Here is a 13,786-nt window from a genome sequence, read left to right on the forward strand (position 1 = left end):
GCGCGTTGCCGGCCTAAAGGGTCGAGCGGCGAACGCTTTAGCAGAATTTTTGAATCGCCCCGCAAGTAGTTCATAACTCGGCGATGGCGGCATTATAAGAACCTCATGTTGACCCTATTCCATTGGTTTGCGGGGCTTTCGCTTGGCCTGTTGCACGCCTTGGGCACGGCCTTGGGATGGGTGGGCTATGTGTTGTCGCCCACCTACCGCCGGCGCATGGCGGCCAACGCCGCCCAGGCCGGCCTGGTTGCTGCGCAATGGAAGCCCGCCATAGCCTCGGCCGGGCGCATGGTGATGGAGCTGCCTTTCCTGTGGATGCGCTTGCCCAGCCGGCCCATCTTGCCGCTCATGCGCTTCGAGGGTGAGGCTGTGCTTGATGCGGCCCTGGCCCGCGGCAAAGGTGTGCTGCTGCTCACGCCGCACATGGGGTGCTTCGAGGTCGCAGCGCAAGCCATCGCCGAGCGCTTCGGCCACGTGAAACCCATCACCGTGCTCTATCGGCCGGCGCGCAAGCCGTGGCTGCGAGAGTTGGTCAAGACCTCGCGCGAGCGCCCGCAGCTGCGGGCCGCGCCGGCCACGCTCGCGGGGGTGCGGCAGATGATCCGCGCCCTGCGCAAGGGCGAGATGGTGGGGCTGCTGCCCGACCAAGTGCCGCCCGAAGGCATGGGCGTATGGGCGCCATTCTTCGGCCGCCCGGCCTACACCATGACGCTTGCCACGCGGCTGGTTCAGCAGACAGGGGCCGAGCTGCTGCTCACCTGGGCTGAGCGCCTGCCGCACGGTGCAGGCTACGTACAACGCTTTCTGCCTTTCAACGAAGAGTTGCCGCCCGACGCGGCAGAATCGGCCCGCCGGATCAACCACGCCATGGAGCGCCTGATCCTGCAGTGCCCTCAGCAATACCTCTGGGGCTATCACCGCTACAAGTCGCCGCGGCCACAAGCCATCGGCAGCACCGACGTACAGGAGTGATGGTTGTGGCCACGAGTTGGGGTGCCCGTTTGCTGCTCGCGCTGATGTGGCTGTTGCATTTGCTGCCGCTGCCCGTGCTTGCAGCCTTGGGGCGCACGCTCGGCCTGCTGCTGTACCCGCTGGCGGCGTCACGCCGCAAGGTGGCCTTGCGCAACCTCGCGCTGTGCTTTCCCGAGTGGCCGCAGGCTGAGCGCACTCGCCTGGCGCGCGCGCATTTTCAGTGGCTTGGCCGCAGCTTTCTGGAGCGCAGCCTGCTCTGGTATGCATCACCCGCACGTCTCAAGAAGCTGATCCACGTTGAAGGCGACGTGAAGCTGGCCGAGCGCAGCGACCGCGCGGTGATGTGGCTGGTGCCGCATTTCATGGGCCTCGACGTCGCCGGCGTGGCCGTGCTGCTGTACCAAGACCAGTACGCCTGCTCCATGTACCAGCAGCAAAGCAACCCGGTGATGGACGACATCATTCGCAAGGGTCGCCTGCGCTTCGGCGAGAAGGCCGAGATCTTCCCGCGCAGCGACAAGGCCTTGCCGCTGATCCGCGCCATCCGCCGCGGCCACGCTTTTTTCAACCTGCCCGACATGGATTTCGGTGAGCGCGACGCCGCCTTCGTGCCCTTCTTCGGTGTGCCGGCCGCCACGCTGCTCGCGCCTTCGCGCATGGCCCGCGCGCTCAACATGGTGGTGCAGCCGGTGGTGGCCGAGATGCTGCCGGGCGGGCAGGGCTACCGCGTGCGATTCGGCGAGCCGCTCACCGACTTCCCGACCGACGATGCGGTGGCCGACACCACGCGCATGAACCGCTGGATCGAAGATGAGATTCGCCGCAACCCAGCGCAGTACCTGTGGGTGCACAAGCGCTTCAAGACCCGGCCTGCGGGCGAGGCCACGCTCTATGAAAACAGGTGAGAGGGATAATCGCCGCATGAAACTGCGGTTCACCAAGATGCAAGGCGCCGGCAACGACTTCGTTGTGCTCGACGCCACGCAGACCCCGCTCGAGCTGAGCGCCGAGCAGTACCGCGTGCTCGGTGACCGCCGCTTCGGCGTGGGGGCCGATCAGATCCTGGTGGTTGAAAAGAGCCGCGCGGCTGGTGTTGACTTTCGCTACCGCATCTTCAACGGCGGCAGCGGCGACGAAGTGGAGCAGTGCGGCAACGGCGCACGCTGCTTCGTGCGCTTCGTGCGCGACCGCAATCTCACCGACAAGCGCGTGCTCCGCGTCGACACCCTGAACACCCTGCTCGAGCTGCGTCTGCAAGACGACGGCCGGGTGACGGTCGACATGGGTGCCCCCATCTTCGACCACGCGCGTGTGCCCTTTGACGCTGCGGGTGCCACGCCGCGCGAGCAGGGTGATTTTCAGCTGTGGCCGCTCGATGTGGGTGACGGCGTGGTCAACGAAGTGGCCGTGCTCTCTATGGGCAACCCGCACGCGGTGCAGGTGGTGGCCGACGTGGACCGCACGCCGGTCGAGCGGCACGGCCCGCTGATCGAAAGCGACCCGCACTTCCCGCGCAAGGTCAACGCCGGCTTCATGCAGATCGTGAGCCGCACGCACATCCGCCTGCGCGTGTACGAGCGCGGCGCGGGCGAAACACTGGCCTGTGGCACCGGCGCCTGCGCCGCCGTGGTGGCGGGCATCCGCCTGGGCCTGCTCGACAACAAGGTCGATGTCGATGCAAGAGGCGGTCGCCTCAGCATTGAGTGGCAAGGTGGTGATGGTGAAAGAGACAGCCACGTGCTCATGACCGGCCCCGCCGAAACCGTCTACGAAGGTGAAATAGAACTATGAGCATCCAAGGCACGCAAGGCGTCACCGAGCAAGACATCGCCAACTACCTGGCCAACACGCCCGGCTTCTTCGAGCGGCATGCCGAGCTGTTGGCTGCCATCCAGATCACCAGCCCGCACGGGCAGCGCGCGGTGTCGCTGCAAGAGCGGCAGATGGAAATGCTGCGCGACAAGCACAAAGGCCTGGAGCAGCGCATCGTCGAGATGATTCGCCACGGGCAAGAAAACGTGGCCATCGCCGACAAGCTGCACAAGTGGACGCGCGCCATCATGCTCACCGCCAACCCGGGCGACCTGCCCTCGGTGCTGGTGAACGAGCTGAAGCACCAGTTCCTCATCCCGCAAGCCGGCATACGCATCTGGGGTGCGGCTGAAGCTTTTCACATGCTGGGCTTTGCCAAGGCCGTGAGCGATGACGCGCGCAGCTTTGCGTCCAGCCTGAGCACGCCTTACTGCGGCGTCAACTCGGGCTTCGAAGCGGTGGCTTGGCTGGAAGACGCGCGGCTCGTGGCCTCGATGGCGCTGATACCGCTGCGCAGCGGTGAGTCGACCGAAGCGTTTGGCATGCTGGTGCTGGCCTCGCCCGACCCCACGCGCTACAGCGCCGACATGGGCACCGAGTTTCTCTCGCGCATCGGCGAGATCGCCAGCGCCGGGTTGGCGCGGCTGTTGCCGGTGCGTTGACCCGCCTCGATCGTGGCCGGGCCCCGCACCACCGTTCGGGCTGAGCCTGTCGAAGCCGCGCCGGGCTCGGTGATGGTGGTCGATGACGACATTCGAAAGCACCTGGTTCACCTGCAAGTCGAGCGTCGTCTGGCCGCTCGCACGCTGATGCTGTACAGCGAATCGCTCGCCCGATTGCAAAAGCTCGCAGCTGACGCCGGCATCGGCCTTCGTGCGGTGCAGGTGCACCACATCCGCCGCTGGGCCGCCCAGCTTCACGCACAGGGCCTCGCCTCGCGCAGCATCGCGCTGGTGCTGTCGGCGTGGCGCGGCTTTTTCCGTTGGGGCGGGCGCGAAGGGTTGGTGTCGCTGAACCCGGCCGAAGGCGTGCGCGCACCCAAGGCCGCCAAGCCGCTGCCCAAGGCTTTGTCGGTCGACCAGGCGGTGGCGTTGTCTGAACCGGTCGAGACCTCGGGCAACCCCGCGTTGGTGGCGCGTGACCACTGCGTCGTCGAGCTGCTGTATGGCTGCGGCCTGCGGGTGGGTGAGCTGGTGGGGCTGGACGTGCAGGCCGGCGCACAGGCAGCCGGCTGGATAGACGCAGCCGACGCGTCGGCCCACGTGCTGGGCAAGGGCGGCAAGCGGCGCAGCGTGCCGGTGGGCGGCCCGGCCTTGGCGGCCCTGCGCGTATGGCTGAGCCAGCGCGCCACGCTTGCGGCCGCTGGCGAAGCAGCGCTCTTCGTCAGCCAGCGCGGCACGCGCATCACGGCAAGCCAGGTGCGCTCGCGCTTGAAGGCGCGTGCGCTGCAAGCGGGCCTGCCCACGCACGTGCACCCGCACATGCTGCGGCATTCGTTTGCCTCGCACCTGCTGCAGTCGAGTGGTGATTTGCGTGCAGTGCAAGAGCTGCTGGGCCACGCCAACATCACCACGACGCAGGTCTACACCAAGCTCGACTTTCAACACTTGGCCAAGGTGTACGACGCCGCGCATCCGAGAGCAAAGAAGCGCTAGCCAACCCACCACGACCACCCGCTCAACCTGAGGTACCGAAGGCCCGCTCGACATGCGCACGCGCCTTCGGTTGCTCAAGCTGAGCGGTTTGAGTTTCACGAAATCAAACTTGCCCCATGAAAATCATCACCCTGCGAGAAGGCAAAGAGCGCTCGCTGCTGAAGCGCCACCCCTGGGTCTTCGAGAGCAGCATCCAATCTGGCAAGGCCGACCCCGGCGAGACCGTGCGGGTGCAGGCGCGGGACGGCAAGTTTCTGGCCTGGGCGTCGTACAGCCCGCAGTCGCAGATTCGCGTGCGTGCCTGGAGCTTTGACGAGGCCGAGCGCATAGCCGCAGCCTTCTTCGAGCGCCGCATCGCGCAGGCCCTTGCCATACGCGCACGCCTGCCCATCGCCAGCGATGCCATGCGGCTCATTCACGGCGAGGCCGACGGACTGCCCGGGCTGATCGTCGACCGCTACGGCGACACACTGAGCGCGCAGTTTCTGAGCGCTGGCGCCGAGCGATGGAAAGCCACCCTTGCCGAGCTGCTGCTCAAGGCCACCGGCCTCACGCGCCTGTATGAGCGCAGCGACGCCAGCACGCGTGGCCTCGAAGGCCTGCCGGAAGTGAAAGGGTGGCTGCATGGCGAGGGTGCCACCGAGATCACCATCCGCGAGCACGACTGGCAGCTCACGCTCGACGTGGCCGAGGGCCACAAGACCGGCTTCTATCTCGACCAGCGCGACAGCCGCAAGCTGTTTGCCGACACCGTGCGCCACTTCGGCTTTCAGCGCGTGCTCAACTGCTACAGCTACACCGGCGGTTTCAGCGTGGCCGCGCTCGCGGGCGGGGCAGGGCATGTGACCAGCGTCGACTCATCTGCCCCGGCGCTCGCACGGGCCAGTGCGCACGTGGTGCTCAACGGCTTCGACGCGTCACGCCACACCACGCTCGACGCCGATGTGAACCAGACCCTGCGCGATGCGTTGCAGCGCGGCGAGCACTTCGACGCCATCGTGCTCGACCCACCCAAGTTCGCGCCCACCGTGGCGCACGCCGAGCGCGCCGCCCGTGCCTACAAAGACATCAACCGCCTGGCCTTCATGCTGCTGGAGCCGGGCGGCGCGCTCTTCACCTACTCGTGCTCGGGTGGCATCAGCCCCGACCTCTTCCACAAGATCGTGGCTGGGGCGGGGCTCGATGCAAACGTCGACGGCGTGTTCTATGCGCGCACCGGCGCTGCCCCCGACCACCCCATGACGGTGACCTTCCCTGAGGGGGAGTACCTCAAGGGCTTGGTGATCCTCAAGCGTTAGACGGGGCCGCGGGGCACCGCCTGCGGCAGCGCGATCGACGGCTCGAACTTGGCGCGGTGCACGCTGAAAAAGCTCTTCACGTTGCGCACATTGGCGTCTTGGGTGAAGAGGCGCTGCACCAGCGCGTGGTACGCCGCCATGTCGGCCACCTGCAGCACCAGCATGAAGTCGGGCCCCGGCGAGACGCGGTAGCACTGCTGCACCGCCGCCTCAGCCACGGCGCGCGCCTCAAACGCCGCCAGGTGCTCAGCCCCCTGGTGATCGAGCGTGACTTCGGCCAGCGCAGTGAGGCCCGGCCCCAGACGCTCGGCCGAAAGAATCGCGACGCGGCGCTCGATGACCCCGGCTTCCACCAGTCGCTTCACCCGGCGCAAGCAGGTGGCGGGCGAGGTGTGGGCCGCAGCGGCAAGGTCTTGGTTGGAGAGCGAGGCATCTCGCTGCAGCAGGTCCAGCACCCTCAAGTCGGTGTCGTCCAGGTTGAGGTATTCGTTTTTTATCTCCATTTATCTTTATTGAATGAAATATTCAATCGCATTTTTGTTGATAAGACCAAGTATTTCATTTGAATTGACAATTTGCAAACATCGGTCATGGCCTGCTGCCTACCATGCTCCATCTTTTGAAGAGCAGGGGTATCTATTCATGTGTGGCATCGTCGGCGCCGTCAGCACCCGCAACATCGTTCCCATCCTCATCGAGGGCCTGAAGCGCCTGGAGTACCGAGGCTATGACTCTTGCGGCGTGGCCGTTCACCAAGACGGCGAGCTGCGCCGCGCCCGCAGCACTGCCCGCGTGGCCGAGCTCGAAGCCAACGTCGCAACCGAAGGCGTGCACAGCGGCACCGGCATCGCCCACACCCGCTGGGCCACGCATGGCGCACCGGCGGTGCACAACGCGCACCCCCACTTCTCGGCGGGGCCTGAAGGCAAGTCAGCCACGACGGGCCGCGTGGCCCTGGTGCACAACGGCATCATCGAAAACCACGACGAGCTGCGCAACGAGCTCAAGACACGCGGCTACGTGTTTGACAGCCAGACCGACACCGAGGTCATCGCCCACCTGGTCGACCACTTGTACGAAGGCGACCTGCTCGCCGCCGTGCAGCAAGCCACGCTGCGCTTGCGCGGCGCCTACGCCATCGCCGTGTTTTGCCGCGATGAGCCGCACCGCGTGATCGGTGCACGCGAGGGCTCGCCGCTGGTGCTGGGTGTGGGCGCGCAAGACCAGCAAGGCGAATACTTTCTGGCCTCAGACGCCATGGCGCTGGCGGGTGTTACCGACCAGATCGCCTATTTGGAAGAAGGTGATGTGGTCGACCTGCAGCTCGGCAAGGTGTGGGTCACCGCGCGTGCCAATGGCGGTGCAAGCTTCAAGCCGGTGGAGCGCGAGGTGCGCACGGTGCTCGTGCACACCGGCGCGGCCGAGCTGGGCCCTTATCGCCACTACATGCAGAAAGAAATCTTCGAGCAGCCGCGCGCCATTGCCGACACGCTCGATGCCGTCGAAAGCATTTCGCCTGAGCTGTTTGGCGACGGGGCTTACCGCATCTTCAAAGACATCGACCAGGTGCTTATTCTTGCCTGCGGCACCAGCTACTACAGCGGCTCTGTCGCCAAGAACTGGCTGGAAAGCATCGCCAAGATTCCCACCAGCGTGGAGGTCGCCAGCGAGTACCGCTACCGCGACAGCGTGCCCAACCCACGCACGCTGGTGGTCACCATCACGCAGAGCGGCGAGACCGCCGACACCTTGGCCGCCTTGAAGCACGCGCGCAGGCTGGGCATGAAGCACACCCTCACCATCTGCAACGTGGCCACCAGCGCCATGGTGCGTGAGTGCGAGCTGGCCTACATCACCCGCGCCGGCGTCGAGATTGGTGTGGCCTCAACCAAGGCGTTCAGCACGCAGCTCGTGGGTCTCTTTCTGCTGACCCTGGCTTTGGCCCAGGTGCGTGGCCACCTCACCGAAACGCAAGAGCTCGCGCACCTGAAGGCCTTGCGACACCTGCCCGTGGCCGTGCAAGCCGTGCTGGCGCTGGAGCCGCAGGTCATCGCCTGGTCAGAGATTTTTGCGCGCAAAGAAAACGCACTCTTCCTCGGCCGCGGCCTGCACTACCCCATCGCTTGCGAAGGCGCGCTCAAGCTCAAAGAGATCAGCTACATCCACGCCGAGGCCTACCCGGCCGGCGAGCTGAAGCATGGCCCGCTCGCGCTGGTCACGGCCGAGATGCCGGTCGTGACCGTGGCGCCGAATGACGCGCTGCTCGAAAAGCTCAAGAGCAATCTGCAGGAAGTGCGTGCGCGCGGCGGCGAGCTGTTCGTGTTTGCCGATGCCGACTCGCACATCGTGTCAGACGAGGGTTTGCAGGTGATCCGCATGCCCGAGCACTACGGTGCACTGTCACCCATCCTGCATGTGATCCCGCTGCAGCTGCTCGCGTATCACACGGCGTGTGCGAGGGGGACAGATGTGGACAAGCCTAGAAATTTGGCCAAGAGCGTGACGGTGGAGTGAGTGTGTTGACGCCGATGTTTTGTTCTGAACATAAATAGTCGTAAGCACACCAATAGAGTCGAAAACAGTCGCCTGACCCCACTTTGCCTTCGGCGAAGTTCTGCACTTGGCCAACTTTCCGAGGTGGCGAGTGTGGAAGCGCCTCAGCGCCGCGTTTGTGAGTCCTTCTCGCGAATAGCTCTCGTAGGATCGCCGGATTCAACGGAGATACGACATGCCGAAGGCACCTGTGATTGAGCACGCTGCGATGCAGCACGCAATGAAGGTGGCCGCAATCACCGGCCAGACACCAGCTCGAGACGTTGCGCTTCTGTGCATGCTCTACGGAACCGGCATCACTGCGACCGAGCTTGCGCAACTCGAAGTTGCGGACGTCGTCGATGAACGCGGCCAGTACCTGGCAGTCAGCGGAGTAAGAGCATCTATCTCATTCAATGGCCGATCACGTCCCCTCTACTGGACGAGCACCCGGCTGCGTGATGCACTGGATGCCTATTTTGTTGAACGACTGCGGCTCGGCCACGGGGTCACCGCATGGCGCTCGCAATGGCGCGGTCTGGCGCAACTCGGGCCGGTGTTCCTGACGAATCAAGGGCGACCGTTCACCCTGACGACGAGAAAGACCGCCGCGGGCAACACATCGAGGTCATGTGAGAGCCTCACCCAAGCGATCCGTACTCTGCACATGCAAGCTGGCATAGAGGCAGCGGGTGCCAGTGCAGCTCGGCGAACGTTCGGCGTTCGCCTTCATCGTCGTGGCTTTGACCTGAGGCACATCCGTGAGGTGCTAGGCCTGGCAACGCTTTCAGCGACCAAGGCCCTCGTGGAAGGCGACCCGATAGATCTTGGACGCATCGTTGCGAAGGTGATCTAGTGTCGGTCATTCCGCTGAACAACCGCCCACACGATGCTGACTGCTACTCAGGGACCCTCGCGCAGCTTGTCGAGTAATTCAGCTACTTGGCGTTTGCCAAGAGACTTGAGTGCCGCGATGGCAGGCAAGTACCTCTCCTGTGGTTTCGCCCTGCCGGCCTCCCACTTGTAGATCGACAACTGAGATGCGCCAACTAGCAGGCCGCAATCCTTGGCAGTGAGACCCAACCGTTCCCGCTGCGTTGCCAGTGCCTTGGCGCTGAACTTGAGGGTAGATTGCGGAACGGCCTCAATTGGCGGTTTGGCCGAACGCGAGCCGGCCTTGGTCAGCAGGCGAACGCTCTTCTCTAAATCGGCGATGCGCCGCTTCATGGACGCGGTCTCGGAACGTGCGGCAGCAAGTGGCTTCTTAAGCGCGGTTACTTCAGCCCGAAGTTCTTTGCGGGCGATACGAGTGATCTCACTCTTGATGACGCTTGAAAGGTTTGGCATGTTGCGATTGTGACGGGTGGCGGGGCTGTGGGTCTGTGAGCAGAGCTGCGAAGTATCCTGCCCCAGGCCGCCGTGGACTGCCTCGAGCATCGAACGCGATTTATGGCTTTTGGATATCGCCGCACCGCTCAGATCAATTCGGGGTGTTCATCACAGTCACCTTTGAGATTGTGATTTTGTCGCCGTCCAAGATCGCTCTCATGGCCGCCTGAAGCGCCTCCATCGACTTCGGCACATCTTCATTCAGCCGTTCGAGTAGTTGAAGATGCTGCTGCGCCGCCATGGGATTGTCCTTCTTGTGCACCATGAATCGGAACACGTTCGTGATCGATACATGCTCCTGCTTCAACTTTGCCAGGTCTCTCGCTAGTCCTTCGGGCAAGAAGATCAAGTTCTCTCGGTACTTAGGCTCGAACGCAGCAAATGCGTCGAGGACGTCTTTATGGCATTTGTCCAAGTTTTCTTCAGAGTTGAACCCGGCTATGTAGTCTGTGAGCCGACCGTTCAAATCAAGCAGTGTCGAGTGGATCGCGGCGATAGCTGAAACCCGCCTATCGAACACGTTCGTGAACGCGGCTGTTCGGGCGGTTGAGGCCACCGCCAGAGTCGATTGGAGTTCCGCAACGCGCTCATCCGCCTTGAGCTTGAGATCTGCACGTAGCGTCTCGAGTTGTTCGGCATATTCTGCTTTGATCCCCTCTTGCAGACGTGTCTGGACCCACGTCCTTCCGAAAAAGATCACCACGCCCGTCGCGACCGCGCTCGTGGCAAACACAGACGTTACCCATGAGAAGAAATCGATCATTCCGCCGCCCCCCTATTCGGCAAGAATAGCTGACCAATCCTTCGCCTGGTGTGGATCGTCCGTCACGCGAATTCCGCGTTAGCAGCGAGGCGCGAGGTTTGGAGAATGACTGCTTTGCGGCGTGGAAATCGCCCGATTGGAGTACTGCTATGGGTCGTTCGCGAACAGTCAGAAGCGCGATCGAGATGCCGCAAAGAGGCCGTTCGCCAACCGCATCGGAAAACGCCCAGGCCGCCTTGTTATTCCAATCGCCTTACGCTAAAGTAAGGCTCATTGAATTGAGGGCATTGACATGACCACCGCCACCGTCACGAGCAAAGGCCAGATCACGATCCCTGCAGAGGTGCGCCAAGCGCTCCAGGTAGACGCAGGTGATCGGGTTGAATTTGTTCAGGTCGAGCCTGGCCAGTTCCTGGTTGTTGCTGCAAATCGCTCCGTGAAGGAGCTCAAAGGTATGTTCGGTAAGGCGTCAAAGGTCGTATCGATTGAGGCCATGAATCAGGCCATCGCGGCTCGCGGAGCATCCGCACGATGATCGGTCTTGATACGAACGTGCTGGTGCGCTACATCATGCAAGACGACGTTAAGCAGTCGGCCAAGGCGACGCGCCTCGTCGAGTCTCTGACCGCATCTGAGCCGGGTTTCGTGTCGCTGGTGTCCGTGGTCGAGTTGGTCTGGGTGTTGTCATCTTGCTATGACCTCAAGCGCGATCAACTCACTCAGGCGCTTGACGCGCTGTTGCGCGCAAAACAACTTGTCGTCGACCAAGCCGACCAGGTGGTGCGAGCACTCAGGGTGTTTGGTATGGGCACTGCGGATTTCGCGGACTGCTTAATCGAGCGCATGGCATCGAGTGCAGGGTGCGACCACACGATGACCTTTGATGTCACTGCCGCGAAAGCGGCAGGCATGACCTTGATTCAGTAGCTCGGAAAGCGCGGGTGATGACGAGGGCTCGGGCGTCACTCCAATCGCTCGATGCCGGCGTGCCGGCGCCTTCCCCTCGACGCGCTGGGCCTTGGATTGATTTGGCGGCATCGTATTCAAAGCACTTTCTAATCGCTTCAAGCGAAGGCACAACCCAATTTAGGCGAAGTTCCCTCTGTGTCGGCGAGCCTCTATTCATCTTGTAGGAGTTGTGAGCGAAGTGCGTCCGCGCCCTGGCAAACCCGAACCATTGAGTGCAGTATGGGATCTGACCTTCACATCGTTCTCGGCTTGTCAGGCATAGAGCGAGGTTGGCCGTGCCAGCTGACATGCAAATTCCGCGCTGCCTCTCTACTCAACAAATTGATCGCCAGCCATGAACCCCCTGATGCGCAATGTCTTTCATGCGCTGTGTTTGGTCCAGTTGCTGGCGCTCAGTGCCTGTGCAACGAACCCAGCTCCCACTTCGTCCACACCGCGACAAGGTACGGTGCCGCTGAACACGTACGCTACCGGCGTCGCTGCGGCCAACGCGGCAGCGACGCCGGGTTCGGCGAACCCGCCGGCGGCGAGCACGAAGGCTAAGTCTGCAAAAGCCGCCGCTGTAGAGAATGCTGCCGCTCGGAAGGCTGCCACTGCGGAAAAAGCCGCCGCAGCAAAAGCCGCTGCAGCAACGAGAGTCGCGAGAGCAAATGCTGCCGCAGAAGCGAAGGCCGAAGCGGCAAGAGTCGCCAGCGCGGCGAGAGCTGAAGCGGCGAAAGCAGCGGCCGTAGCGAGGGCCGATGCAGCAGCAAGGGCTAAAGCAATGGCGAAAGCCGATGCCGCAGCGAGAGCCGACATGGCGAAAGCTGCTGCAGCAGCAAGGGCCGAGACAGTGGCGAGGGCTGAAGCAACGGCAAGGGCTGAAGCAGCGGCAAAAGCCGATGCCGCAGCGAAAGCCGATGCCGCAGCGAGAGCCGACATGGCGAAAGCTGCTGCGGCAAGGGCCGATGCCGCAGCAAGTGCTGACGCAGCGGCAAAAGCTGAAGCGATGGCAAGAGCCGAGGCGGCAGCGAAAGCCGATGCAGCGAGGGCTGAAGCAGTGGCGAGGGCTGACACAGCGAAAGCTGCCGCAGCAGCAAGCGCGGAGACAGTGGCGAGAGCTGAAGCGAAGGCAAAAGCCGATGCAGTAGCAGTAGCCGACGCACAAGCTCGAGTTGAGGCTGAGGCACGATCCGAGGCCGCAGCGGACGCCGCGGCAACGAAAACCGCAGCAACAGAACCTGTCGCACCCACCCCAACCATTGGGTCCGTGGCGGGGGCATTGCCGGTGGCCAGTGCTGCGATCGCGATGCGGCCGACCCTTGCAGCACCCGCCGCGACGGGTGAGCTCGCAGCCGCTGAAACGCGCAGCGAGTACGTTGTCGGTGGTGGCGATGTGCTGCGCATCGCCGTGTACCAAAGCCCTGATCTCTCGCTCGATTCGCGCGTGTCCGAGAGCGGCATGATCTCTTACCCTCTGCTCGGGCAGGTGTCTGTCGGCGGCATGTCGATCGCTCAGGTCGAGGCCGCGATCGCCGACGGGCTGCGCAACGGCAACTTCCTCAAACAGCCGCAGGTCGGTGTGCTGCTGGTGCAGGTGCGCGGAAACCAGGCGTCGGTGTTGGGCATGGCCAACAGGCCGGGCCGTTATCCGCTCGAGGTCAACGGAATGCTGCTGAGCGAGCTGCTCGCGCTGGCCGGTGGAGTAGCCCAGGGTGGCAGCGAAATCGTCGCTCTGAGCGGCACCCGCGACGGCAAGCCGTTTCGTCGGCGTGTTGATATGACGGCAATTTTCTCGAACGGTGCTCAAAGCGAGAACCCAATCGTGAGCAACGGCGACACGCTCTATATCGACCGCCTGCCCAACGTATACGTCTACGGCGAAGTTCAGCACCCTGGCCCGATACCGCTCATGGCCGATATGACGCTGATGCAGGCCGTGGCCAGCAGCGGCGGGCTGACGCGGCGTGGCACGGAGCGTGGTGTGCGCGTGCACCGGCGCGACGCGGCCGGAAAGGTCCAGGAACTGCAACCCGCGATGTACGACGTGCTCAGGCCGGGCGATGTGGTTTACGTGCGCGAGAGCCTTTTTTGATTCATGTCGGCCTGGGTTGAATCAAGGTCGCTCAGCGAAACCGCAATGAAATCCAGTATCGCGGCGCAGCGAGCGTTGCGGTCATCTCCGAGTTCTTCTGCATCTTGACGCCACCGTCAGATGCACGATCGAGTTGCCGCAACGCTAACCTCGATCAACTGCACCGGAAAGCGAATCGCCCGGAAGCGCAGGCCAGGCAGGTTCGCACGGAGAACAGCAGCGCCTGCCCGATCAGCATGCGGGCCTTGAGAGCACCAAGCGACGCGACCTTCGTGAGCGGGGTTTTCCCAACAGCACCGGGCTTGCGACCTGTCTTCAGCTC

General features: G+C 63.4%; 14 protein-coding genes. 11 read left to right on the plus strand and 3 right to left on the minus strand.

From position 1 onward, the window contains the following. Positions 1-105 precede the first annotated feature (105 nt). The 6 genes from AC30QB_RS17300 (at position 106) to AC30QB_RS17325 (ending at position 5,737) form a co-directional block, all read left to right on the plus strand. Positions 106-972, plus strand: coding sequence for a lysophospholipid acyltransferase family protein (locus tag AC30QB_RS17300; protein WP_489547494.1), 867 nt, complete (start codon positions 106-108; stop codon positions 970-972). A gap of 44 nt (positions 973-1,016) precedes the next feature. Beyond that, positions 1,017-1,877 (plus strand): lysophospholipid acyltransferase family protein, encoded by an 861-nt coding sequence (locus tag AC30QB_RS17305; RefSeq protein WP_489547565.1) that lies wholly within the window; start codon positions 1,017-1,019, stop codon positions 1,875-1,877. A gap of 16 nt (positions 1,878-1,893) precedes the next feature. Then, a complete protein-coding gene (gene dapF, locus AC30QB_RS17310) occupies positions 1,894-2,763 on the plus strand; it encodes a diaminopimelate epimerase (RefSeq protein ID WP_489547495.1) in 870 nt (289 codons plus the stop codon). Continuing rightward, positions 2,760-3,446, plus strand: coding sequence for a DUF484 family protein (locus AC30QB_RS17315; RefSeq protein ID WP_489547496.1), 687 nt, complete (start codon positions 2,760-2,762; stop codon positions 3,444-3,446). Before dapF ends, AC30QB_RS17315 begins: the two co-directional genes overlap by 4 nt. Before the next feature lie 72 nt (positions 3,447-3,518). After that, on the plus strand, positions 3,519-4,439 hold the full coding sequence (locus tag AC30QB_RS17320) for a tyrosine recombinase XerC (protein WP_489547566.1): 921 nt from the start codon (positions 3,519-3,521) through the stop codon (positions 4,437-4,439). A gap of 116 nt (positions 4,440-4,555) precedes the next feature. After that, a complete protein-coding gene (locus AC30QB_RS17325; RefSeq protein ID WP_489547497.1) occupies positions 4,556-5,737 on the plus strand; it encodes a class I SAM-dependent rRNA methyltransferase in 1,182 nt (393 codons plus the stop codon). Here the strand turns inward: AC30QB_RS17325 and AC30QB_RS17330 are convergent. Then, the gene (locus AC30QB_RS17330) at positions 5,734-6,240 is read right to left on the minus strand and encodes an Lrp/AsnC family transcriptional regulator (RefSeq protein WP_489547498.1); all 507 of its coding nucleotides are present in this window, start codon (positions 6,238-6,240) and stop codon (positions 5,734-5,736) included. The genes AC30QB_RS17325 and AC30QB_RS17330 overlap by 4 nt on opposite strands. A 139-nt stretch (positions 6,241-6,379) precedes the next feature. Between AC30QB_RS17330 and glmS the strand changes: the two genes are divergently transcribed. After that, the gene (glmS, locus tag AC30QB_RS17335) at positions 6,380-8,251 is read left to right on the plus strand and encodes a glutamine--fructose-6-phosphate transaminase (isomerizing) (protein WP_489547499.1); all 1,872 of its coding nucleotides are present in this window, start codon (positions 6,380-6,382) and stop codon (positions 8,249-8,251) included. A gap of 214 nt (positions 8,252-8,465) precedes the next feature. Beyond that, complete coding sequence (locus AC30QB_RS17340; RefSeq protein WP_489547500.1) at positions 8,466-9,125, plus strand: site-specific integrase; 660 nt, start codon at positions 8,466-8,468, stop codon at positions 9,123-9,125. A gap of 47 nt (positions 9,126-9,172) precedes the next feature. Here AC30QB_RS17340 and AC30QB_RS17345 read toward each other — a convergent pair whose 3' ends face one another. Both AC30QB_RS17345 and AC30QB_RS17350 read right to left on the minus strand, forming a co-directional pair. Then, the gene (locus AC30QB_RS17345) at positions 9,173-9,616 is read right to left on the minus strand and encodes a helix-turn-helix domain-containing protein (RefSeq protein ID WP_489547501.1); all 444 of its coding nucleotides are present in this window, start codon (positions 9,614-9,616) and stop codon (positions 9,173-9,175) included. A 133-nt stretch (positions 9,617-9,749) separates the two neighbouring features. Beyond that, the gene (locus tag AC30QB_RS17350) at positions 9,750-10,421 is read right to left on the minus strand and encodes a hypothetical protein (protein WP_489547502.1); all 672 of its coding nucleotides are present in this window, start codon (positions 10,419-10,421) and stop codon (positions 9,750-9,752) included. A gap of 292 nt (positions 10,422-10,713) precedes the next feature. On the opposite strand from AC30QB_RS17350, the gene AC30QB_RS17355 reads away from it, so the two are divergent. The 3 genes from AC30QB_RS17355 to epsE all read left to right on the plus strand — a co-directional run bounded on the left by AC30QB_RS17355 (position 10,714) and on the right by epsE (position 13,464). Further along, complete coding sequence (locus tag AC30QB_RS17355; protein ID WP_489547503.1) at positions 10,714-10,956, plus strand: AbrB/MazE/SpoVT family DNA-binding domain-containing protein; 243 nt, start codon at positions 10,714-10,716, stop codon at positions 10,954-10,956. Next, the gene (locus AC30QB_RS17360) at positions 10,953-11,348 is read left to right on the plus strand and encodes a type II toxin-antitoxin system VapC family toxin (protein ID WP_489547504.1); all 396 of its coding nucleotides are present in this window, start codon (positions 10,953-10,955) and stop codon (positions 11,346-11,348) included. The genes AC30QB_RS17355 and AC30QB_RS17360 overlap by 4 nt, the downstream gene beginning before the upstream one ends. Before the next feature lie 376 nt (positions 11,349-11,724). Beyond that, positions 11,725-13,464, plus strand: a complete 1,740-nt coding sequence (gene epsE, locus AC30QB_RS17365) for a polysaccharide export protein EpsE (RefSeq protein ID WP_489547505.1) — start codon at positions 11,725-11,727, stop codon at positions 13,462-13,464. Positions 13,465-13,786 lie beyond the last annotated feature (322 nt).

The sequence above is a fragment of the Rhizobacter sp. genome, from assembly GCF_046595475.1.
Classification (GTDB): domain Bacteria; phylum Pseudomonadota; class Gammaproteobacteria; order Burkholderiales; family Burkholderiaceae_C; genus Rhizobacter.

Bases quoted from the DNA above. Each gene is read 5' to 3' on its own strand.
- AC30QB_RS17300 (WP_489547494.1), top strand. From the start codon at position 106: ATGTTGACCCTATTCCATTGGTTTGCGGGGCTTTCGCTTGGCCTGTTG.
- AC30QB_RS17305 (WP_489547565.1), top strand. From the start codon at position 1,017: ATGTGGCTGTTGCATTTGCTGCCGCTGCCCGTGCTTGCAGCCTTGGGG.
- dapF (WP_489547495.1), top strand. From the start codon at position 1,894: ATGAAACTGCGGTTCACCAAGATGCAAGGCGCCGGCAACGACTTCGTT.
- AC30QB_RS17315 (WP_489547496.1), top strand. From the start codon at position 2,760: ATGAGCATCCAAGGCACGCAAGGCGTCACCGAGCAAGACATCGCCAAC.
- AC30QB_RS17320 (WP_489547566.1), top strand. From the start codon at position 3,519: ATGGTGGTCGATGACGACATTCGAAAGCACCTGGTTCACCTGCAAGTC.
- AC30QB_RS17325 (WP_489547497.1), top strand. From the start codon at position 4,556: ATGAAAATCATCACCCTGCGAGAAGGCAAAGAGCGCTCGCTGCTGAAG.
- AC30QB_RS17330 (WP_489547498.1), bottom strand. From the start codon at position 6,240: ATGGAGATAAAAAACGAATACCTCAACCTGGACGACACCGACTTGAGG.
- glmS (WP_489547499.1), top strand. From the start codon at position 6,380: ATGTGTGGCATCGTCGGCGCCGTCAGCACCCGCAACATCGTTCCCATC.
- AC30QB_RS17340 (WP_489547500.1), top strand. From the start codon at position 8,466: ATGCCGAAGGCACCTGTGATTGAGCACGCTGCGATGCAGCACGCAATG.
- AC30QB_RS17345 (WP_489547501.1), bottom strand. From the start codon at position 9,616: ATGCCAAACCTTTCAAGCGTCATCAAGAGTGAGATCACTCGTATCGCC.
- AC30QB_RS17350 (WP_489547502.1), bottom strand. From the start codon at position 10,421: ATGATCGATTTCTTCTCATGGGTAACGTCTGTGTTTGCCACGAGCGCG.
- AC30QB_RS17355 (WP_489547503.1), top strand. From the start codon at position 10,714: ATGACCACCGCCACCGTCACGAGCAAAGGCCAGATCACGATCCCTGCA.
- AC30QB_RS17360 (WP_489547504.1), top strand. From the start codon at position 10,953: ATGATCGGTCTTGATACGAACGTGCTGGTGCGCTACATCATGCAAGAC.
- epsE (WP_489547505.1), top strand. From the start codon at position 11,725: ATGAACCCCCTGATGCGCAATGTCTTTCATGCGCTGTGTTTGGTCCAG.